We start from the raw sequence: 23,017 nt of genomic DNA, 5'->3' as shown, positions 1-23,017 counted from the left end.
TATTCCAGCTAGCTTCGTCACAAAAAACTATCCATTTGTTAGATAGAAATCAAAAAAACCGTTTTTTCCCCGCATATTCTGCAGAGAAAAAACGGTTTCTCAAAATATCAAATTGCAAAATGCCAGCGTTCTGTCATCCCGCCTTGCTGATAATCTTCTTCGGGCACTTCTCAGCGCAGGTTCCGCAGCCCGTACATTTCTCATAATCAATATGGGCAATATTATCTGTTACGGTAACTGCGCCTTCCGGACAATTCTTCTCACAGAGTTTACATCCGATGCATCCTACGGAACAGGCTGCCATCACGTCCTTGCCCTTATCCTTGGAGCTGCACTGCACCTTATTCTTTGCATCATAAGGCACCAGTTCAATCAGGTTCTTAGGGCAGGCTGCCACACATTTTCCACAAGCCTTGCAGGCGTCTTTATCCACCAGTGCAATGCCGTTGACAATATGCACTGCATCAAAGGGACACGCCTTTACGCAGCTTCCATAGCCAAGACAGCCGTAGCTGCAGGATTTCGGCCCGCCGCCGGGAATAAAGGCCATTGCTGCACAATCTTCCACACCGGTGTATTCATAGTCCTGCTTTGCTTTCTCGCAGTCGCCGGCACATTTTACAAAGGCAGCCATTTTCACGCCACCTTCTGCAGAAACGCCCATAATCTCACCAATCTGAGCTGCCACCGGATCGCCGCCTACCGGACACTGGCCTACCGGAGCTTCCCCTTTGGCAATGGCAGCTGCAAGGCCGGAACACCCTGCATAACCGCAGCCGCCGCAGTTATTTCCCGGAAGAACCCCCAGGATTGCCTCTTCTCTTTCATCTACTTCTACTTTGAATTTTTCCCCAAAGATCCCAAGGAAAAAGCCAAGGAAAATACCAGTTCCGCCCACTACCAGGGCGGCAATGATAATTGCTGTTACATTCATTTTTTTCCCTCCTAATATTGCTGGCCTCTCGCGCCAAACTGTGAAATCAGATCATTCCTGAGAATCCCATAAAAGCAATTGACATCAGGCTGGCTGTAATCAACACAATGGCTGTTCCCTGAAACCGTTTGGGAATATCGTTATACTCAATTTTCTCACGGATACCTGCCATAATTACAATAGCAATAAAGAATCCAATAGAGGTTGCAAGGCCGTTAACCACGCCCTGCAGCAAATCATAGCCTTTGCTTACATTATTCAGGGCAACGCCTAATACTGCACAGTTTGTAGTAATCAGAGGAAGGAATACACCCAGGGATTCATACAGCGGGGGCATATTTTTCTTTAAAAACATTTCCACAAACTGCACCAGTGACGCAATGACAAGGATAAATACAATCGTCTGTAAATATTCCACATGGCAAGGCGTCAAAATAAACTTATAAATCAGACCGGTAACAAAGGAAGCCAGGGTAATAACGAAAATAACCGCGCCGCCCATTCCGGCTGCTGTTTCTGTTTTCTTAGACACTCCCAGAAACGGGCAGATGCCCAAAAACTGGCTTAATACTACGTTATTTACAATGGCAGAGCCGATTGCTATAATTAATAATTCTTTCATCTATTCTGCCTCCTATTCTTCGGACTTTTTCTGTGACCCTGGTAATTTACCGGTACACATAGCTGACTGGGAACAGCTTGCGCAGTCTCCGGTCAGACATCCGGAAGGAGCTGCCAGCGGCTTGCCCTTCTTCTCCATCTTTTCCCGGATGACATTCATGCCGGCAACCAGAAAGGCCAATACCAGGAACGCGCCCGGCGCCATAATAAACACGGTAATTCCAAGGCTTGCCCCTAAAATCTGACGGATCAATCCAATGCAGGTCAGGCCAATGGTAAATCCAAGGCCCATTCCAAGCCCGTCAAAGATAGACGGCGCAATTGGATTTTTGGAAGCATAGCTTTCCGCCCTTCCCAGGATGATACAGTTTACCACAATCAATGGGATATACACGCCTAAAGATGCGGAAAGGGATGGCGTATACGCCTGCATCACGAACTGCACAATTGTAACAAGAGAAGCCACCACCACAATATAAGCCGGCATACGGACGCCGTTTGGAATCACTTTACGGAACATGGAAATCAGCAGGTTGGACATAACCAGAACCACCGTGGTGGAAAGACCCATGCCGATTCCGTTGATTGCGGAAGACGTCACCGCCAGGGTGGGACACATTCCCAGCATCAGCACAAAGGTAGGATTTTCCTTAATAATACCGTTATATAAACGTTCTACATATTTATTCATACTTAGTTACCTCCCTGCAAAGCGTTTCTGAAATACACCAGGCATGCATTTACGCCGTTGGTGACTGCTCTGGAAGAAATGGTAGCGCCGGTGACTGCCTGAATCTCATTTTCAGCTGCCGGAGCTGTCTTTACTACGGAATAAGTCTCTTCGGTCTTGCCTTCAAACTGGGAATAGAAGGGCTCTTCCTGTACCAGAACTCCAAGGCCCGGCGTCTCGCTGATAGACGTAATGGAATAACCGTTTAACGTCCCGTCATTCTGTACACCTACGGAAAAAGAAATATCCGCCTGGCTTCCCTCATGTGAAGTCACATTGATGACATACCCAAGCACATTGCCGGAGCCGTCCAAAGCCTTGTTGACTGCCGTAATTTCATCCTTGGAAAACTCACTTGCTCCAATAATCTCCGCTGCCTTTGCCGCATCAAAATTCTCATCTGCTTCAAAAGAAGCCGCATCTGCAAACACGACTTTATACGCTTCGTCCAATGCGGCTTTTTCTGCCGCTGCAATGGGTTCTTTGGTGATATCATATACCACGCCCAGCAGAAATCCCAGCACTAAGGTAAAGGCGGTTAAAATCAACGCATCATGTACAATCTTTTTATTCATGCTATTTTACCTCCTTTTTCTGGCCAAACGCTCTTGGAATGGTAAATTTCTCAATAATCGGAACCAGAAGGTTGCCTAAAATAATCGCAAAGGAAACGCCTTCTGCATTGGCTCCGAACAGACGGAACAATCCCGTCAGGATTCCTAAAACAATCCCGAATACTACTTTTCCCATTGGGGTAATGGGGGAGGTCACATAATCTGTCGCCATGAAAAACGCTCCCAGCATCAGTCCGCCGCCGCAAAGATGTGCTGTCAGGTAAGTCACATCAAATCCATGGCCGCCGAACAGAAGCACAAACACGCCAAAGGACAGAATGTAACTTGCAGGAATGGTCAAATCAATGACTCCCATCAGAATCAGGAAAATCGCTCCGATTAAAATGGCAATCACACTGGTCTCACCAATGGTCCCCGCCGTGGTTCCCAACAGCATTTTCATGGTATCCACACTCTCGCCGTTCTTTAAAAGAGCCAGCGGGGTAGCTCCTGTCACTCCGTCATAGGTAAAGCTGGTCATCGTTCCTGCAAAAGACACAAGCAAAAAACATCTGCCGCCCAAAGCCGGATTCATAAAGTTCTGTCCCAGGCCGCCAAACAGCATTTTTACAATGACAATGGCAAAAACACTGCCCAAAACCGCCTGCCAGATAGGCAGTGTGTGAGGCAGGTTTAACGCCAGCAGTAATCCTGTTACTACAGCGCTGAAATCATTAATAGTACTTTTTTTATGTATCAGCTTCTCAAATATCCATTCCGAAGCCACACAGGTTGCAACGCACACTAAAATCAATATCAACGCCTGTAATCCGAAGTTCCAGATGCCAAACAAGCTGGCCGGCAGCAATGCAATTGCCACATAAAGCATTATTTTGGCAGATGTATCCTGGGAACGAATGTGGGATGACGATGATACATTATACATATCACTCACAATAAGACACCTCTTTCTATCCTGAATTTATATGGTATCACGCACATTTTTATGCACTTCGTGCCAGCGCGTGAACAGGTAATCAATTTATTTCTTTCTCCGCTCTGCAAGAATCTGCTTCTTCATGGTGCGGATGGACTGTGCCAGCGGTATTTTGGCCGGGCAGATATAGCTGCAGCTTCCGCATTCAATACATTCCATGCCGTTCCACTTTTCAAATCCTGCCATATCCCCATGGCCTGCCATTTTCGCCAGCCTGGTGGGAATAATCTGTTCCGGACATGCAGATACGCAGCGGCCGCAGTTGATACATGCGGTTGTCTCGCTTGCCGCCACATCATCTTTGGCAAGACAGAGCAGGGAAGAGGACGTCTTTGTAGTGGGAATATCCAACCCGAACATGGAAAATCCCATCATAGGCCCACCGGAAATAATTTTCTCAGGCTGCACCTTAAATCCGCCTGCCGCTTCTAACACTTCCCCGTAACTCATACCCAGGCAGATATCAAAGTTCCCCGGCTCTGCCACCGCATCTCCCGTTACCGTAAAAATACGGTTCATCACAGGCTTGCCCAGCTTTACAGCCTTATAAATAGAAATCAAGGTTTCAACATTGTCTACAATGCAGCCTGCATCTGCGGGAAGCATGGTGGAATTGATTTCTCTGTGAGTGGTGGCGTAAATCAGCTGGCGCTCACCGCCCTGGGGATATTTTGTCTTTAACGGACATACTTCCATGCGAGGTTCATCCTTTGTCAGCTCCTGCATTTTAGCAATGCAGTCCGGTTTGTTGTCCTCAATGCCGAATAATCCCTTGGCGTGGTCAAACAACTGAAGGACAATGCGCATCCCCTCTATCAATTCTTTTGGATTCTCCAGCATGCGCCGGTAATCCGCCGTCAGATAAGGCTCACATTCTGCGCAATTTGCAATGATGTACTCAATTTTATCCGGCTCCTTGGGAGATAATTTTACATGAGTTGGGAACCCGGCTCCGCCCATTCCCACTACACCTGCTTCTTTCACTTTTCCTATAATCTCTTCTTTGGAAAGAACAGCCGCATCTTCGGCCGGAACATATTCCACTTCCTTCATCTCTCCGTCATTTTCAATAATGATGGAATTCACCATATCGCCTACTGCGCCTCTGCGCGGCTGAATTGCCTTCACCGTACCAGATACGGAAGAATAAATCGGTGCAGATACGAATCCGCCGGCTTCTGCAATCTTCTGTCCCCGCAGTACGGTATCGCCAACTGCTACCACCGGGCTTGCCGGCGCCCCGATATGCTGCGATACAGGAAATACCAGTTCACCTTTGGGCAGTAACTCACGTATTGGCTTATCTTTGGAAAATTCTTTTCCATCGTGCGGATGGACGCCGCCCTTAAATGTCATGAAACCCATTTTTCGTGCCCCACTTTCTTTAAAAATATTTTTAAGAAACGGTACAGAATACTTCTGTACAATTTCTAAGCACAGCTTCCTGCATATTTGTGCAGGCTGCTGTCCATCTTAACTGAATATATTTTATGCCTTATGATAAATCATAAGTCAATAATTTTGATTATAGCACATTTTATTAACTGTAGCACATCTTTTTTCGATAAATTTGTACTTTTTTCAGCACAATAAACCATTGGGCATGGCAAAGCCCAGGAACGCCCATTTAAGCTAAAAAGAGAGCTGCATTTCTCTAAGCAGCTCCCGCAATTCTTTTTGATATATTATTTTCTAATGGCATAAACTGAAAGATATCAATCATCGGCAAATTCCTCTTTGATTTCTTTCCGGATTGATTTAATCAAGCAGCTCTTTCTTAATGCGCAAAATATTCTGCCCATCCTTATATTCATACGAAATCTCATCCATGCTCTTCTTCACTATATAGATGCCAAGACCGCCGATTTCCCGCTCCTGTGCTGTAAGCGCCACATTGGGGTCTTCCCTGGCAAGGGGATCATAGGCTATGCCATTGTCAATAAACGTCACCACAACAGAAAGAGGCTCCTGCAGGACATCCACGCGGACTGTAGCCGGACCTGTCTCGGGATTGTAGGCATAGTGGGCAATATTGCCAAAGAGCTCGTCAATGGCAATGTCAATCTGCATCTGCGCTTTCAGCGGACAATTCAGCTGCTCTAACTGCTCATCCACAAATGCCGTCACTTTTCCTATATTTTCTATTGTTGCATCAATTGTCAATTCCTTCATTATGCATCCTTTCCCTGTATTCCAGACATAACATGGTGATATCGTCAAACTGCGGCGCATCGCCCACAAAAGCATCAATATCTTCTTTAATTTTCCCCAGCAGTTCCATCGGCGGCAAAGCTGCATTCCGTGCAAGGATATCTCCCAGCCGCGCCATGCCATAGAGCCTGCCGTCCTTATCCGTTGCCTCTGTCACCCCATCCGTATACTGGAACAGCCGGTCACCGGGAGATAGCTGCATCGTGCCGCATTTGTAACGTATCCCCTCCATACCGGCAAGCACAAATCCTGCACGGATTTTATAGGGCTCATAGCTGCCATCCTTTTTGCAGATAAAAGGAATTTCATGGCCTGCATTGACAAATGTAAACTCACCGCTCACAAGATCCAGTACGCCCTCAAAGGCGGTAATAAACAGCCCTTCACTATTAGACTCGCATAAGAGGTCATTGACCTTGGTAAACACCTCCCCCAAATCTTTGCCGGGCTGGGTATGATCCTTAATCAAGGTCTTGCCAATCACCATGAACAGCGCCGCTGGCACGCCTTTTCCTGAAACATCCGCCATGACAATCGCCAAATGACTTTCATCCACCATGAAAAAATCATAGAAATCACCGCCTACCTCTTTTGCCGGATTCATGGTGGCATAAATATCAAATTCCGTTTTCTCGGGAAACGCCGGGAAAATGCCGGGCAGCATATCCGCCTGTATCTGGGTGGCAATGGAAAGCTCCGCGCCAATCCGCTCCTTTTCTGCCGTGACCATGGTAAGGTTTTCTACATACTCCACAATATCTCTTTCCATCTTCTCCACAGCCTTTGCCAGCACGCCGATTTCATCATTTTTCTTAATGGCTGACAGCTTATCCGAAGGCGTATTGGAATCCGCAAAACGCTTGGCCTCGTCTGTGACAGCAAGAATCGGCAGCAGGATCTCCCGGTACAGGAACATGCTGTACACAAGCAGAAACAGGCAGACAGCAGCCAAAACCCCAAGCAACACATCTTTTACATAAGTATTGCGGGCATTTTCCAGTCTCTTCATCGCCTTTTCCACACCGAGAATTGCCACAATTTCTCCCTTTGAGTCATATATGGCAATGCCTGCCGTGGTATGTGCCCCGGATTCCTCCGAATAAGAATAAAGATACTCTGTGGCACGCTCCCCTTTGGTAATGATATTGCGTACATTATTCACATACTCCTCAGCCACGCCAATTGCTGTATAGCCCAGAGGATAACGGTCAAAACCGCTGGCGGAATTCACCGAGTCATAAATATAAGTAAGCGTGCGGTAATCTGAAGTATCAACCTTCGCCACATAGACCAGCGTCGTGCCCGTGGCATCCACCAAATCGTCCAGCCGTTTTTCAATCTCACGATACTCCCCATCCACTTTCCCTGTGGACAAATATTCTTCAAATTTATCGGGATTTAAGTACCTTGCAGCAGTTTCCGCAATCTCGTAAGCCGAATCATTGTACTGCTGTTCCAACACAGAGGTAAATTCCCGGTAGCCAATTATGCTGATGATTGCCCCCAGCAAAATGCCAAAGATTATGATGCCCAGCGTCAGCTTTCCCGTAAGTCCGGTAATCCTTTTTTTCATTCCACTTCTTCCTTCCCTGACAGCACCTGGCTCTATTATGATACATGATCCTTAGGAATTTCTCTAATTTTCCGGTAAGAATTCTCCTGGGCAGCAAAAAACTGCTTCTTCTCCGCCGTGTCCAGAATGCACGCCTGCTTATGCTGCCCCATCTGCTTACCACTCTTTGCCAAATGCTCCTCATAACATTCAAAACTGCCTGCACGCAGATAGGAAATCCGGACTTTGCCGATTTCATTCATCTTTCTGCAGCCCTGATATTCATAATTCACACGGCACAGACAATCATCTAAAATATCTTCTGCGCCTGAACTATTAATATCTGTACATTCCAGATAAAACTGATACCGGGGCAACAGATCTGACATATCCTCCTGCACGCAATACCCCATAACCTCACAGCGCATACAAAACGCAAACCGCTTGATGGCCTCCGCAAGCTGCTCCTGGTTGCTCTTTTCCCCGGCAATATTGATCACCTGGTTTTTACGGTAGCAAAACTGCACGATGGGCGCCTGCCCATACCATCCAATGACCTCAATCACGTCCCCCATACAGTAACGGTACAACCCGGAATGATTTGTAAACACAAGCTCGTACCGCTCCCCGGTGCTGATCTCCCACATAAATAAAGGCCGATTTTCTTCCACCTGCCCTTCATTAAGCGGCAGGAACTCAAAGAATCCCGCCTCTGGAAAAAGAATATAACGATCCGGCTGATCCATCTTCTCCGCAATGCCAAAAATTCCTTCGGAAGCCGCATAGGCATAAGGATGGATGGGAATGTCTCCCGCATATTCCTTCATCTTTTTTGTATAATGAGCAAAGGATTTCCCGCCAATTGCCAGCACATACCGGACCTTCGGCCAAATCTTTTTAATCATATTTTCACGCAGCGTCTCATGGGAAAGAAGGCGCAGCTGTGCTGCCCGCAAAGGATTGGGCGGCAGTTTTCTCTCTACATACTCCCGCCACCTGGGGCTTAAACCCACGCATTCATCCACACTTCCATGCTCCATATCCCTCAGCAGCATTTCCCAGTTTCTCCAGATATAATCCATAACACCTGCCGCCCGGTTGATAAAAACGCCGTGTATGGCGCGAAGCTCCCCTTCTGCCAATGCAAACCGAACCTTAACGTAGAGCAAATCTTCCAACGTATCCGGAAACAACACCTCCTTAGGCACACAATAATCCCCCGCATCAAACTTCCCATCCCTGTCCAGCCACTGGTACACGCAGCCGGATCGGATGCCGTTCATTGTGCCGTTTTCCATATAGGTCTTTGCAAACTCCCCAATCTGAAAAATCTTACCAAAAACCTCCTCCTCCGGCAAATCCCGGTAATACTCTTTTACCATGCCAAAAAGAACGCCATACGCATAAGTATACTGAATCTTTAAATCTGTCTCCGTAAGGGGCAAATACTTCGCATCTCCGGTGGTGCCGGAACTGATACAATAATAAACGGCTGGCTCTTCTGTCAGAACCCTTTCCTCTCCTGCAATCATCCGCAGAATGTAATCCGCATAATTTCCATACACAGAAAGCGGCACTTTTTTCTGAAACTCCCCGGCAGTCCTGATTTCCCCAAAACCATATTTCTTCCCATATACGGTTTCACAGTTGCGGCACATGAGCTCAGCAAGCAGCTGCAGCTGCACATCGGCTGCCCGTTCCAGGGTATCCTTAAGTGAATTCATAGATTCCTGCCCCAGTTTCCCATAATTGGTTTTCATTCTTTCCTCCGTCTCCTGTTATATGTAAATCTGAATCGTGTTCATGCCAAAGGTCCGCTGATACATTGCCGTCTCCACCATATCCTCAATCATACGGACGCCCAGATACATATCAGAAAGCCCTGCTTCCTCCCCAGGCACATCATCACCATTCAGTCCTTTGTTTTCTATAGGGCAGAATGGATTGAACTCCTGGCCGCTGTAACGAATGCGGATGCCGATAACGCCCTCCAGGGCATACACCCGGAGGTCAAATTCCACGCCTTTTGCCTGATTCACAGACAGAATCAACGTCATCAGCTCTTCCATCGCCAAACTCACACGCATAACCTGTCCGGGAAGCATACCGTTTTCCTCACAGAATACCGTAATCTTGCTGCTGGCGTCGCAGATAGCCTCTTCCTTGCCCTGAACAGAAAAATTAATGACCCGGCCAGTCTCTTCCAACGTATGATCCATCAACAGGAAACGGGAACAGCGCCTGTGGAAATGCTGATACATACCTGTTGCCCCAAACCATACAAGCAGAGTGAGGACTTCACCTGTAACTAAAAACCACCAGGGATTGCAATTTTGCCGGCAAAGCACATAAAGGCTTGCACATGGCATAACAAACACCCGCAGCAAAATAATGACATTTGCCCACATGGCATATCCCGACACATTATAGTATCCCGACAAAATACAATTACATAATGCTGGAACCATACCAAACGACATGCACAAAAAGGCAAATCTCAGTGGTTCTGTCAGCCCATACGCACCCGCTATCAAATCTGCCCCCACAAGAATCACAACAGAAAATAACAGACAATAGGGGATGCCGCTCCTGACTTGCCTTGCCATCAGCAAACGTGCACTCTTATTGTCATGCTCTCCGCTGTAAATGCCCAGCATCGCAGACGCTGCCTGGGGCACGCCGCCAGTAACACTCTCCTCAAATGCACTGATACAGTTTACTGCCGTAAATGCTGCCACCAATCCGCTGCCGCCCCTTTGCAAAAGCAACGTATTTACCGCCATGACACGCAGGGTCTGAAGCAGATTATTCAAGGCGGATGGACTGCCTGCCCTGGCAATGGACATAAAGGAAATGTCCCTGCAAATAGCACACATACCAAAAGAAAAACTGCTCTTTTTATCGCACAGCCAGATGAAGCCCAACAAACAGGAGAGCGCCGTTGCCGCAACACTGGCAAGGGCGGCCCCAAACACACCCATGTCAAAGACATATAAAAACAACAAATCCAGCAGGACATTTCCCACACCCATCACAAGCATCATCCATGTAACGTGTCGATTCCTTCCATCCAGTCTGAGGTACCAGAAGGGAATGTAAATGAGAATTTTCGGCAATGTCCCGGCAAGGGTCACGCCCGCATACTCCATCACCAGAGGCAATACCTCCGTCTCGGAACACAACGCCCCGGCAAGGGGTTTTATACACAAAAGCCCTGCCGCCGTAATCACTGCTGAAAAAAATATACACCAGAAAACCGACATCCTGTAAAGTTCCTGCGCCCTGATCCCCTGATGATTGCCAATTGCCTCCGCTGCGCAGATGGCAGTCCCCGAAACAATAAAAGAACCGATAATACACAGGACAAGATAAACTGGTAAACTGAAATTAATAGCAGCTAAGGCATCCGTTCCGAGCCGCTGCCCGACAAGGATGCCGTCTGCAAGAATATTGATATTGCCGCTTAATATGGACAGCATACAGGGAATCAGCGCCTTCCCATATGCCTTTTTCAGAAACTGCTCATTCTGCTCCAGCGAAACGGAGGATATCTGCTCACTCATACGCTCTCATTCCTCATAAGGCATATCCAAACACATCCAACTTATGACTCTATCGTAAGGATATCGGCAAATCCGGTCACTTCAAAGATCTCCATAATCGTCTCGTTCACGTTCATGACCTTCATGCTGCCCTGCTTGTTCATCCGTTTCTGTGCCCCCAGAAGAATGCGCAGCCCCGCCGATGACAGATAGTCAAGGGCGCCCATGTCAAAGGTCAGCTCCGTTACTCCCTCCAGACTGCCAGACAGAACCTTCTCAAGCTCCGGCGCAGTGGTAGTGTCTAACCTTCCCTCCAGGGAAATGCATAACTGGTTCCCATTTAATTTCTCTGTAATATTCATATCCTTAGCTCCTTAATCTCCGATATCTGTATGTCCCTGCTCAAACTCCCACTGCAGACCATACTTATCAATAAAGTAAAAATATTTGGTATTGCCCAGAATATCCGCCGCTTTCTGTTTTCCTTCAGCATTTTTCTCTTTCACTGCATCAAAATAGTAAAAATCTGACGGCTCTGTTTTGCTGATCTGGTAAACTTTATAGTCCTCTGTGGTATTAATTAACGTTACGTCCGGCTGTGCCTTTATGTATTCAAATGCCTCCTCAATATTGATGACTTTCAACGCCACATGCCTGGCTCCGCTGATATCATTGGCTTTAAAAATCACAGGCTCATGGCGTCCCCTGGGATTGTGATAGCACATCAGTTCAATGGTAAACTTCGTCCCCGGCACATCCATAAAGCCGATGGAAACCTCCCCTTCTTCCGCTTCTTCTATAAAACCTCCCGCCTGGAAAAAACCTTTGTTCTTCCAATGGGGAATATGCTGATTGGGAATAGCACCCAAAATCCTCTCATAATATTGAAACGCCTCCATTACATCATCCACAAAAATACATACATGCGATAATCCTGTAAAAACCGGTTTTTCCATATTGTGTTTGCTCCTTTCTTTCACTATTTTTTTAATTAAGATCAGGGTATCAAAAGCACCTTTGGCGCCGCCCTCATACCATATTAACAAATATTTTCCCAAATAATTTTTTTCGGGACAATCGATATCTATTTAGGGATAAATCCTAATTTTTCCGGATATTCAGCTTCACCACTGTGTTATTCATATTCAGCACCCGCATATATTGGAAATCCGAAGTGATTTTTTTCAGCAGACCAATTCCTCCTACCGTCACTTCCTCTTCTTTCTGCGGCACATATTCCAACGGATTAAATGGAATACCGTCATCACGGATTCGCAGAATATATTTCTCATCCTGTATGGTAAAACTGATGTCCATATAATTCCTCTGGCCGCCTCGATAACCATACTGCACAATATTGGCAGCAATCTCCTCCACAGCAAGCCCAAGAATTGTGGCCTCCCGTTCACTTATGTGGTTGTCTGCGCAGAATGCAAACAGCTTTTCCCGAAAGGCAATTACCTCTTCCAGATTGCTCTCAACGGAACAATCTAAAGATGTCTCATCCATAATCTGCGGCAGCATATAAACGCCTCCTGGCTCGAACTTTCCCCTGCGCTGACCCGCAATCCGCCAGAAGGAAGCCAGAAGAATTGTGACGGCTTCACTTACTACTGCCATCAAGCATACACCGGGAAGCCCCCAGAAGAAAATCCCCGCTAAGGTAAGCGGCATGATCACCACAAATCCCTGCAGCACCGTCACCACCGTGGACAGCCCCGGCTGCAAAATCGTCTGGTAATAAGATATCAGGAACTTATTGTACACATAAAAAGGAAAGCTGCAGGCAAAGATACGCAGTGACGCCTCACAGAGTGCAAGCATATGGCCCTCCGTGATTCCAAACAACCCGGCAATGACCCCGGGGACAGCAAAAAATATCACCATCAAGATAACTATGGCCATGTAGCTGTAAGTGAGCACTCTCTTACAGAGGGTACGGATACCGTAAAAATCACGCTCCCCATAGAGAATGCCTGCGATATTCTGAACCAGTCCAATCATGCCCCCTACACACAATTCCGCAATCAGCACAGCGTTGGCGCAGACGGAATAGACCGCCATAGGGTCATTTCCCAAAATACGCACAATGGCAGAATTGACAATCACAGATTTCAGCGCCGACATCAGCGTAAAAGCTGCGCTGGGAATGCCTGCTTTCATGGAAAGCCTCACATAATGGAAAGCCTTTTTATCCAGTTTTCGCAGATGCAGCATCCGCTGTTTGGAACTAAAATAAATTACCACCGTCACCATTCCCGCCAGGTAACCAATCACTGTAGACAGGGCGCTGCCTGCCATGCCCATATGAAAATTCTGGATAAACACAACATCCAGAGCCAGGTTAACTACATTGGCAATGATGAAAAGCGCACTCCCCAACTGGGGATGGTTATCTGCATTCATAAAATAGCAGAAGATAATAGCCACCGTCAGAATAGGGATTCCCGCAAAATTCACCATAATATACGGCTGGGCAAGGGCGGCCAAATCCTCATTGCCGGCAAGCAGCATGGCAGCCGGTCCCGGCAGGATTGGCGTAAACAGTGCAAAAAGCACTGATACAGCCAGCCCGGCTGCCAGCGAGGCAGTGAACACCCCGCTGGCTTTTTCCATATCCCGTTTGCCAAGGAACACCGCTGCCTCAGCCGCACCTCCCATAGCAAGCATCAAAGCCGTCATCTGCAGCAGCAAAAGCACCGGCATGGAAATCTCAATCGCCGCCATCGCCTCCGCTCCCAGAAGGTTACCGACAATCATGCCGTCCACCACATTGCCAAGCTGCATAGCAACCGTCATCAGCACTCCCGGCAGAATATACTGGTGGATTTTTTTATTAATTAAAAACCCATTTCTCTCCATGAAATCCTCCTGTAACAGTCTGGCTGGCAGAACTGTTTGTTACAACCTTCCATCAAAGAATCCCAACGTCTCAAGGGCTGTCAGCGCATTTTTAAGGTAAACGCCATCCGGCATCGGCCACTTAAATCCAAGACGGTACAAGGCCTTGGTAGTGAAACTATTGTCCGCATCTATGTAGACGGAACTGTTATCCGCATCACTGGACGCATAGGCAATCAGGCCGGAAATCAGCTGGTTGTTCTCCTCATCTTCCAACGCGGCAAGCAGCGACTGCTGGAATTCCTCATCACTGACCGTCTCCACAAGAATGCCCGACTGGTTCATCTGCTCAACCACATCCGCCATCTGGATCAAGTAGCTGCTATAAGCATGGAATACTGTAAATCCACCCTGAACCGCAGACAATTTGACAATCGCCTCCGCTGTAGCATCAATTGGTGAAAATTCCGTTGGCATATCCAGCATGGACACCGGGAATCTGCCCAATGCCACATAACCGCGCAGGGTGCGCATAAATCCGTTCGTCACAGAGTTAATCTGGAATTCACCGTCACTGACACGGCTCATCAGGTTTCCTACGCGGATAACCTTGCCCTTCATGCCCTGGGCCGCCGCCTCTAAGACAGCCTTTTCTGCGCGGAACTTCGTGTCAATATACTTGTTGGAAAGGCTCTGTCCAAAGTATAGTTCATTCTCATACAGCTTCTTTTCCTGAGGGAATTTGCCGCCCACATTCTCCCCGGCAATGCTCACCGTGGAAATCTGAATCAGCTCGCGCCCGGTCTTTTCACATAAACGAATCAGATTCAAAACGCCCTGATAATTCACCTGCTCTAAGGTGTCATCCGCAGAAAAATGCTTCACGCACGCCGCACAGTTAATCACTCTGGCAAAGTCGTACTCCTTAAGGCTTTCTACCCTGGCAGCGTCCGTAATATCGCCTTCAATTAATTGGATCCGCTTGCCGAATAATTCTTCATAGGGATTGCTGAAATAATACACCAGCATACTCTTTAACCGTTTCTCCAAAGTGGAAGCTTTTCCTTTACGCATCAGACAATATATCACATTGTCCTCATGGTCTATCATGTTCTTTAAGATGTGCGCTCCCAGGAAACCGTTTGCGCCTGTAAGCAGCACATTGCCAAGGGCAGATGGGGCAATCTCGTCTACATGCTCTGGTACATTGCGGCTTAACACTTTTTCCAGGGCGCTCTGTCCTTCACCGTTCTTTTCCTCTCCTCCTGTGGCAATGTTCTCACCCTGCAGCTCCTGGATATGGCGTTCCAGTTCCAGAGGAGTCTTATAATCAAACAAATCAGCGTACGCTACCTGAATGCCTGCGCTCATGCATTTCATTGCCACCTTGGACGCCGACAGTGACGTACCGCCATTTTCAAAGAAATCATCCTCAATGCCAATCTGTTCCACACCCAGGGCCATCTCAAAGATTTCGCATAATTTACGCTGCAATTCTGTGCGCGGCTTCACATAATTCTTATTCTCCACCGTATACTCCGGTTCCGGCAGGGCGCGCTTATTGACCTTACCGTTATTGGTAAGAGGCAGCTCAGAAAGCTGCATGAGCACGCTTGGCACCATATAAGGCGTCAAATATTTCTGCATAAAGCACGTCAGATTCTGCTTTTCCACCTGGCTCTCTGCCACAAAATAGCCGCACAGGAATTGATTCGAATCCTTTTCTTTCACAAGCACCACGCTGGATTTCACTGTAGGATACTGGTTCATAACATTTTCAATCTCATCCAGCTCCACCCGAAGCCCCCGCAGCTTCACCTGGTTATCCATACGCCCCATAAATTCAATCTTGCCATGGTGGTTCCACTTTGCCAAATCACCGCTGCGGTAAGCATTCCTGCCTTCAAACTGTATAAATTTGTCCGCTGTCATTTCCGGCTTGCCCACATACCCTCTGCCAACGCCATTTCCAATAATCAGCAGCTCGCCCGGCACGCCGGCGGGAAGCAGGTTGCGGTATTTATCAATCATCACCATCCTGATGTTTGCCATTGGCTTGCCAATCGTAATCTTATCTCCTGTCACCTGGTCAAAGGCACAGCCAATCGTGGTTTCAGTAGGACCATAGCCATTGAAGGTGATGGCATTGGTTCCCAAAGCCATAATTTTGTCGTAGAGCGCCTCCGGGAATGCTTCTGCACCCACATTAAATACCTTAATCTGCGACAAGGCTTTCTTCATCTCCGGCATGTCGATAATATTGATTAAGAATGAGGGCGTACAAGTCATCATGTCCACGCCATTTTCCAGAATCAGCTTCGAAAGGGCAAGGGGATTGTGGATTTCCTCTTCGTTTGCCATGCAGACGGTAATACCGTGGTACAGCGGGATACATTCCTCCAAAATGGAAACGTCAAAGGTAATCGCCGCAAATGCCAGCGATACCGTGGCATTATATACATAAGACTGCGCCTCCACATTATAGGGATTATCATCCACATAGTTCACCAAATTGCGATGCTCAATCATTACGCCTTTCGGCTTTCCGGTAGAACCGGAAGTATAAATACAGTAGCACAGATTCTCCGGGCGGATATCTACCTCAGGATTCTCGGTATTGCCATCCTTCTCCAAAAGTTCCTCCAAAATCAGCACTTTAGCAGACAGCTTGTCAAGCAGCATTTTCCGCTCTCTGGCAAGCTCCCCTGGCATCAGCACAAATTCCGCTCTGGAATCTTCCAGGATATAGCTGATACGCTCATCCGGGTATTCAGGATCTATCGGCAGGAATGCGCCGCCTGCTTTCATGATGCCCTGCCTTGCTGCGTAGACATCCACGGTCCTGGGCAGCATCATGCCCACCATCTGCTCGATGGATAATCCCATTTCTATTAAATGGTTGGCAATCTTATTGGCATTCTCATTCAGTTCACAAAAAGTAAGGCTCCTGCCGCCGGCAATCACCGCCGTTTTATCAGGATAAAGTGCAGCCTGCCGCTCAAACAATCTATTTGCTGTAGTCTGCTCTACTGCATGATCTGTCTCATTGTAGCTGTCCAGTTCACAGCGCGCCCTCTGGCTTACCATGCAGACTTCCTTTAACTGCTTCTTATTCTGGAATTCCTGCACCACCACAGCAAGACTGTCAACCAGCCCGGCAATCGTACGCTCCTCATACAGATCACTGCGGTATTCCACCTGATAGCAGACCTCATTTTCATTGACCAGTACATCTATGGACAACGGCGCTTTTGCTGTATCTAAAGAGAGTTCCTCGCTGACAACTTTCTCCCCGGCAATCTCCTCAAAACGGAAGTTATCGCCCTGGAAGGCAAACATGATGTCAGCCTTAATACCGTAAGCCCTGCTGATTTCCGCAAAAGAATAGATATCGGCGTTCATGCTGTTCATCAATTGTTCCCCAGTTTCTTTCAGATAAGATCCGATCTCCTTTTCCCCATCCAGGCTGCAGTAAACCGGCAGCGTCTTCACCAGCATATTGATGGTGGATGACAGCCTGGAATCATTTCTTCCATTATAAATAGTCGTAAACACTGCCTCATCCTTGTAGACATAACGCCCCGTCACAAATCCAAAGGCTGCCGTAAACAATGTATTCAAGGTAACCTTCTGCTGGATGCAGAATCGGCGCAGCCCTTCCATATCGACCTTATCTGCCCTCTGGTATCTGCCAAGCCCCGGCGTGTCCTCCCTGCGGTCTTTATTGGGAAGGAAATCCGTATCGCAGTCTTTAAAAATGGAATCGTAATACTGTTTCGCAAGCACATATTCCTGTCCCTGCAATGCTTTCTGTTCCACAAGGGCCACCTCAAAACCGCTGAACTTCTCTTTTACCGGCGATTTCCCGCCATATGCCCCATTCATGTCACGGAGAAAAATGCCGCAGGACTCCCCATCGCTGATTATATGATGTAACTCTAAGAAGAGATATTTCCCTTCCGGCGTATCAAACAATTGTATACGAAACAGCCTGTCGCCAAGAATCTGGTAAGGCTTTACCAACTCTTCCTTATGCAGTTCCCCGCATATCTCAACATCAAAGGGCTGCCCGTCATTGCGTTTCTGCCAGATATCACCGTTATCATCCATAGTAAGCGTTGTCTTAATATAGGGATGGGCCTCTACCGTCTCCTCAATGGCCCTCTTCAAACGCTGCAGATCCACATGCTCACCCAATCGGAACAAGAACGGAATATTATATATGGTGCTCCCCGGGTTGGCGGCGCACTCCACAAAAATACCATTTTGGGTCTGGGTCAGGGGGTACATTTCCTGTTTCTCAAAGGATTCCTCCTGACTGCTGTTTGCCAGGAATTTTTCCAATCTCTCCACCGTATTGTGCTCTTTTAAATCTTTATTGCGGATGACCGCACCCTCAAATGCATCAGACAGCAGCACATTCAGCTTGACCGCGCCAATGGAAGTCAGCCCCGCCTTATAGATATCTGTATTCACGCCGAATTCCCGGTGCCCAATGACTTCTGCCACGCAGTCAAAAATCTTCTGCTGCACTTCTCCTTCCGGCGTCACCAAATCTTCCTGCCTGCGCTCCGGCATTGGCAGCGCGCGCTTATTGACTTTCTGGTTCTGGTTCAGCGGAATCTTGTCAATCTGCATCGTCACCGCCGGAACCATATACGGCGGTTTGCTTTCCTCAATAAATGCATTCATCGCCTCCACGTCAACCGCTTCGTCTGACACCACATAGGCAGCGATATACTTACCGCCTGAGGGTTCGTCAAAGGCTGCCACAGTAGCGTCTTTAATGCCCGGAAAACGGCGGATAATCTCTTCCACCTCAGTCAGTTCAATACGGAAACCACGGATCTTCACCTGACCATCCCGTCTGCCGATAAACTGAATATTTCCATCCGGCAGATACCGCACAATGTCCCCGGTATGGTAAATCCTGCTATACTCCGGCAAATCACTATATGGATTGTCCCCATACACTTCCGCGGTCTTCTCCGGGCGGTTCAGGTAACCCCTTGATACATGGACGCCGGAAATGCACAGTTCACCCGGCACGCCCACCGGAACTCTTCTGCCAAGGCTGTCCACAACATATAATTTTACATTTGGCAGGGGCTTGCCGATTGGCGGATCTTCCTCATATTTCTCAAGGGGATAGGAAGTTGCTAATATCGTACATTCTGTAGGCCCATACACATTCAGGTAATGTGTGCTGCCCTCAGGCACAAAGGGCGTCAACGATTCTCCGCCCATCAGCAGATATTTCAAATGGGTATTCTTTGTATCCCCCGCTCCGCCTGAATGGGCTGCGCCGGAAATCATGCTGGTGGCAAACGCCCGCCCAATCTGGGTCGTCATAAATACATTGGTAATTCCCTGCTCCTCAAAATACGCATACAATGCATTCAAGTCTAAACGTATGGACTCATCTATAATATGGAGCACAGCGCCAGACGTGAGCGTGGGGTACATATCCATCATATTGGCGTCAAAACCATAGCTTGCGTATGCCGCCGCACAGCTATTCTCCGTTAATTCATAATTCCTGCGGTAGCTGTCGCAGAATGCCGCAATATTCCGGTGTTCCAGCATACATCCCTTCGGTATGCCTGTGGAACCCGAGGTGTAGAGCAGAATAAATAAATCCTCCGGCTTGGGCGGCTCTGGAATTTGTTCTGCCTTGGGCAGATTAGGAATATCTTCCGTCAGCAGAACCTTTCCCTGCCACTTTGGCACCAGCGGTAAAAGCTCTTCAGCGGCAATCAGCAGCTTTGCCGCTGAGTCCTCCATCATAAACGCCAACCGCTCCTGGGGATAAGAGGGGTCTAAGGGCTGATATGCCGCTCCCGCCTTAGAAACGCCAATGGAAGCAATCGCCATATATTCGCATCTGGGAATCAACACGGACACCACTTCTTCCCTGCCAATGCCAAGGCCTGCCACATAGGCGGCCAGACGATCTGTCATCTCATCCACCTGTGCGTATGTATAACTTCTGTCTGTGTAAACAACGGCTGTTTGTTCCGGCGTCTTTTTCGCCTGTTCCCGGAATAAATCAATTACCGTCTTACCACTGTCATAGGAAACTGCTGTCTCGTTAAAACGATTCAAAATCTGAATATCCAAATCCGAAGCAAGTGCAATTTCCCCGAGATTTATACAGCTTAACATACCTTTTAAAACTTGCAGCAGCATATAAAGCAGCCCCCGCGCCGTCTCTTCGCAGTACAAATCCGTACGGTATCCCAGGGAGATTTCATATCCTCCCCTCTGTTTCATCACCATCACCGAAACATCCGCCTGGACATCCCCGGTGGCAATGGGCTCTGCCGCATACTGTCCGCCGTTCAGTGAAAGCCCCTGGAACATTTCACCCTGGTAGACGAAAAGAATATCCGAGGCAATACCGTAATCCTTCGCCAGCTCGGCAAAAGAAATGCAGTCATGGTCCATCACCCCATAGAATTCCTCCTGGAAGCTTTGCAGATAATCAGCCACAGGCACACTTTCCTCCCAGGAATGATAAATTGGCAGTGTGCGCACAAACATTCCTATGGAATTCGCCATATTTACCGTATGCCTGCCGTTATTGACCGTGCAGAACAGGCTCTTATTTTCCCCGCTGAATTTCCCTAACGCATAGGCAAACGCCCCCAAAAACAATGTATTTTCAGAAATTCCCATCTGCCTTACAAACTGCTCCACCGCCATGGATGACAATTCCTCTCCTAACGAAAGCCTTACCTCGCTGCCTGCGGGAGTTACCGTCTTCTTTCTATAATCTTTGATTAATGCCTCTCCAAAATCTTCGCCTGCAAGTTTGCCCGCAAAAAATTCCCGGGCTTTCTGATATTTGGGCGTATCTTTCAATTTTTCCTCATAAACAGACAAATCCATCAGGGAAATATCTTCTGCCACCAGTTCTTCGCCGCGGTAAATCCGTGAAATCTCTTCAAGAAATACCTTAACCGATGAACCGTCAAAAATAATATGATGCACGTCAAACAAGAAATAGCATTTCTTCCCACAACAGTACAACGCCATGCGGTACAGCGCTTCTCCCTCCAGACGGAACGGGCGCACAAACGTCCTCTTTACTGCTTCGATATCCTCTGTCTCCCACTCGTCTACTTCTGCTTTCAAAAATTCCGGGTGCAGGCACATCACAGGCTCCCCTTTACTTAGAGCAATATTCATGCCAAAGGATGGATGCATGGATATCACCTGTTTCACAGCAGCCTTAAACTGCTGCATATCAATATCCCCCGGCAGCTCGCAGCACATAGGGATATTGTACATCGTTGCCTGCGGGTCATTGACGCATTCCAGGTAAACGCCCATCTGAGAATCGGTAAGGACAAATTCTTTCCGCTCCCCGGAATACTTTTCCAATTTCTCTTCCTGTTTCTCCTCTAAAAGCGCCGCAATCCTTGCGGGTGTCCTTCCCTTCAGCACAAACTCCGGCGCCAAATCAATATCGCTGAGGAATTCTGCCAGCTTTAAGACATTGATAGAATCCCCACCCAGTTTAAAGAAATCGTCATCTACCCCGACCCTGCCGCAATGCAGGACTTCCTCAAAGCCCTGGCAAATGCGTTTCTCACGGTCACTCTGCGGCTCTTTGTACTCAGTCTTATATTCATCTAAGCCCGGCGGCAGCAATACCGTGCGGTCCAACTTGCCGTTTACATTCTTGGGCAGGCTGTCCAACCGCTTAAAAAAGCGGGGAATCATATAATCAGGAAGGGTCTGTTTCAGATAAGTACGGATCTGCTCCGCCTTCACCTCCTCTTTCCCTGGCACATAATATGCACAAAGGTAATTCTGCCCATCTTCATCCTCGAAAGCCTTGACCACGGCGTTTTCCACTTCCGGCATAGACGAAATGCGCAATTCAATCTCCCCAGTTTCTACACGCTGGCCATTAACTTTCACCATCCAGTCTTTACGGTTGACATAGATGTAATTGCCGTCCGGCAGCCTGCGCCCCATATCCCCGGTATGTAAAAGGATGCTGCCATCCTCCTGCCTGATAAATGTCTTCGCGCTCTGTTCCTCCAGATTCAGGTAAGACTCGGCAACAACGCCCTTGATGCAGATTTCACCTTCTTCCCCGTCTGCGACTTCTTTTCCGTCCTCGTCCAGCAGGAAAAAGTCCAGTCCCTCCATGGGCTTGCCGATGGGTGTATTCTCCATAGGTTCCTCAATTTTATAGCACGACGCCACCGCTGCCGTCTCGCTGGAACCATAGACGTTATACAGCTCAAAACCATCCCCTGCCAGCATGGAAACACGTTCGCTTCCGGTCATCACTTTTTTCAACGTATGGCTCTTATTCTTAAACAACCGCAGCAACTGCGGGCTGATAAACCCACAGGTAATGCCCCTTGCGGCATAATAATCTTCCAAAAGCCGCACATCTTTTCTTGTCTCTTCCGGCAGAATATGGGAACAGCCGCCCCGGGAGAGCACAGCAAAATACTCTAACACCAGGACAACGAAAGACATCGGCGCCCCCGCTGCCTGCACATCGTTTTCATCCAGATACATGACGCTCCGGTTCCGCCAGACAGCCTGCGTAAGGCTCTCCATAGTATGTACAATTCCCTTGGGGCGCCCGGTAGAACCGGAGGTATAGATCAACATTGCGCGGCTCTTATCCTCCCTTGCCGCCGGTGGGATTGGCTCATACTTATCAATATCTGACAGCCAGCCATCATCAATCACTGCTGCCGCCTGGCAGTCCTGCTCAATGCACGAAAGCCGCTCCCTGGGATATTCCGGCAGCACCGGCGCAAACGCCGCTCCAGCCATCATGATGCCAAGTTCCGACGCAATATATTCCATTTTCCTGCCCAGGCAGACCATAATGGCTTTGTCTTGCATTTCCCCTGACTGCACCAGCTTAGCAGCAATCCTGCGGCTTAACACATCAAGTTCCCCATACGTCGTTATCCGCTCTCCGTTACAGTCCGCCAGCGCCGCCCTATCTGAATATTTACCCACTATAAATTGAAATTCATCTAAAAAGTTCATAGTCT

Annotated in this window: 14 protein-coding genes; all 14 read right to left on the bottom strand. The window is 48.0% G+C overall.

Going from position 1 to position 23,017, the window contains the following annotated elements:
* Positions 1–133: 133 nt before the first annotated feature.
* The 14 genes from E5329_RS04905 to E5329_RS04840 all read right to left on the bottom strand — a co-directional run bounded on the left by E5329_RS04905 (position 134) and on the right by E5329_RS04840 (position 23,012).
* Positions 134–934 carry an RnfABCDGE type electron transport complex subunit B gene (locus E5329_RS04905; RefSeq protein WP_135988473.1) on the bottom strand — a complete coding sequence of 267 codons (801 nt, stop codon included), beginning with the start codon at positions 932–934 and terminating at the stop codon, positions 134–136.
* Between the two features lie 46 nt (positions 935–980).
* Positions 981–1,556, bottom strand: coding sequence for an electron transport complex subunit RsxA (gene rsxA / locus E5329_RS04900; RefSeq protein ID WP_135988472.1), 576 nt, complete (start codon positions 1,554–1,556; stop codon positions 981–983).
* A gap of 12 nt (positions 1,557–1,568) precedes the next feature.
* Entirely contained in the window at positions 1,569–2,246 is a 678-nt protein-coding gene (gene rsxE / locus E5329_RS04895; RefSeq protein ID WP_135988471.1) for an electron transport complex subunit RsxE, read from the bottom strand.
* 2 nt (positions 2,247–2,248) lie between these two features.
* The gene (locus tag E5329_RS04890) at positions 2,249–2,860 is read right to left on the bottom strand and encodes an RnfABCDGE type electron transport complex subunit G (RefSeq protein ID WP_135988470.1); all 612 of its coding nucleotides are present in this window, start codon (positions 2,858–2,860) and stop codon (positions 2,249–2,251) included.
* Position 2,861: 1 nt separating this feature from the next.
* Positions 2,862–3,794 carry an RnfABCDGE type electron transport complex subunit D gene (locus tag E5329_RS04885; RefSeq protein WP_135988469.1) on the bottom strand — a complete coding sequence of 311 codons (933 nt, stop codon included), beginning with the start codon at positions 3,792–3,794 and terminating at the stop codon, positions 2,862–2,864.
* 87 nt (positions 3,795–3,881) lie between these two features.
* Positions 3,882–5,201 carry an electron transport complex subunit RsxC gene (rsxC, locus tag E5329_RS04880; protein ID WP_135988468.1) on the bottom strand — a complete coding sequence of 440 codons (1,320 nt, stop codon included), beginning with the start codon at positions 5,199–5,201 and terminating at the stop codon, positions 3,882–3,884.
* 393 nt (positions 5,202–5,594) lie between these two features.
* Positions 5,595–6,008 (bottom strand): ATP-binding protein, encoded by a 414-nt coding sequence (locus E5329_RS04875; RefSeq protein WP_135988467.1) that lies wholly within the window; start codon positions 6,006–6,008, stop codon positions 5,595–5,597.
* Positions 5,989–7,620: a PP2C family protein-serine/threonine phosphatase gene (locus E5329_RS04870; protein WP_135988466.1), complete on the bottom strand. Its 1,632-nt coding sequence runs from the start codon at positions 7,618–7,620 to the stop codon at positions 5,989–5,991. The genes E5329_RS04875 and E5329_RS04870 overlap by 20 nt, the downstream gene beginning before the upstream one ends.
* A 35-nt stretch (positions 7,621–7,655) precedes the next feature.
* On the bottom strand, positions 7,656–9,359 hold the full coding sequence (locus E5329_RS04865) for a GH3 auxin-responsive promoter family protein (protein WP_135988465.1): 1,704 nt from the start codon (positions 9,357–9,359) through the stop codon (positions 7,656–7,658).
* Positions 9,360–9,377: 18 nt separating this feature from the next.
* Positions 9,378–11,162: an MATE family efflux transporter gene (locus tag E5329_RS04860; protein ID WP_135988464.1), complete on the bottom strand. Its 1,785-nt coding sequence runs from the start codon at positions 11,160–11,162 to the stop codon at positions 9,378–9,380.
* Positions 11,163–11,203: 41 nt separating this feature from the next.
* Positions 11,204–11,503, bottom strand: a complete 300-nt coding sequence (locus E5329_RS04855) for an STAS domain-containing protein (protein WP_135988463.1) — start codon at positions 11,501–11,503, stop codon at positions 11,204–11,206.
* A gap of 12 nt (positions 11,504–11,515) precedes the next feature.
* Positions 11,516–12,097, bottom strand: coding sequence for a VOC family protein (locus E5329_RS04850; protein WP_135988462.1), 582 nt, complete (start codon positions 12,095–12,097; stop codon positions 11,516–11,518).
* 145 nt (positions 12,098–12,242) lie between these two features.
* On the bottom strand, positions 12,243–14,003 hold the full coding sequence (locus E5329_RS04845; protein WP_135988461.1) for an MATE family efflux transporter: 1,761 nt from the start codon (positions 14,001–14,003) through the stop codon (positions 12,243–12,245).
* Positions 14,004–14,042: 39 nt separating this feature from the next.
* Positions 14,043–23,012, bottom strand: coding sequence for a non-ribosomal peptide synthetase (locus E5329_RS04840; RefSeq protein WP_135988460.1), 8,970 nt, complete (start codon positions 23,010–23,012; stop codon positions 14,043–14,045).
* Positions 23,013–23,017: the final 5 nt, after the last annotated feature.

It is taken from the genome of Petralouisia muris (genome assembly GCF_004793545.1).
In the GTDB taxonomy this organism is placed as follows: domain Bacteria; phylum Bacillota; class Clostridia; order Lachnospirales; family Lachnospiraceae; genus Petralouisia; species Petralouisia muris.
Note: the sequence above shows the minus strand (reverse complement) of the source record. Positions and strands in the feature narration are given on the sequence as shown.

What these genes read in the sequence shown, in the direction of transcription:
- E5329_RS04840 (WP_135988460.1), bottom strand. Translation starts at nt 23,012, where the DNA reads ATGAACTTTTTAGATGAATTTCAATTTATAGTGGGTAAATATTCAGAT.
- E5329_RS04905 (WP_135988473.1), bottom strand. Translation starts at nt 934, where the DNA reads ATGAATGTAACAGCAATTATCATTGCCGCCCTGGTAGTGGGCGGAACT.
- rsxA (WP_135988472.1), bottom strand. Translation starts at nt 1,556, where the DNA reads ATGAAAGAATTATTAATTATAGCAATCGGCTCTGCCATTGTAAATAAC.
- rsxE (WP_135988471.1), bottom strand. Translation starts at nt 2,246, where the DNA reads ATGAATAAATATGTAGAACGTTTATATAACGGTATTATTAAGGAAAAT.
- E5329_RS04890 (WP_135988470.1), bottom strand. Translation starts at nt 2,860, where the DNA reads ATGAATAAAAAGATTGTACATGATGCGTTGATTTTAACCGCCTTTACC.
- E5329_RS04850 (WP_135988462.1), bottom strand. Translation starts at nt 12,097, where the DNA reads ATGGAAAAACCGGTTTTTACAGGATTATCGCATGTATGTATTTTTGTG.
- E5329_RS04860 (WP_135988464.1), bottom strand. Translation starts at nt 11,162, where the DNA reads ATGAGTGAGCAGATATCCTCCGTTTCGCTGGAGCAGAATGAGCAGTTT.
- E5329_RS04855 (WP_135988463.1), bottom strand. Translation starts at nt 11,503, where the DNA reads ATGAATATTACAGAGAAATTAAATGGGAACCAGTTATGCATTTCCCTG.
- E5329_RS04875 (WP_135988467.1), bottom strand. Translation starts at nt 6,008, where the DNA reads ATGAAGGAATTGACAATTGATGCAACAATAGAAAATATAGGAAAAGTG.
- E5329_RS04845 (WP_135988461.1), bottom strand. Translation starts at nt 14,003, where the DNA reads ATGGAGAGAAATGGGTTTTTAATTAATAAAAAAATCCACCAGTATATT.
- E5329_RS04870 (WP_135988466.1), bottom strand. Translation starts at nt 7,620, where the DNA reads ATGAAAAAAAGGATTACCGGACTTACGGGAAAGCTGACGCTGGGCATC.
- E5329_RS04865 (WP_135988465.1), bottom strand. Translation starts at nt 9,359, where the DNA reads ATGAAAACCAATTATGGGAAACTGGGGCAGGAATCTATGAATTCACTT.
- rsxC (WP_135988468.1), bottom strand. Translation starts at nt 5,201, where the DNA reads ATGGGTTTCATGACATTTAAGGGCGGCGTCCATCCGCACGATGGAAAA.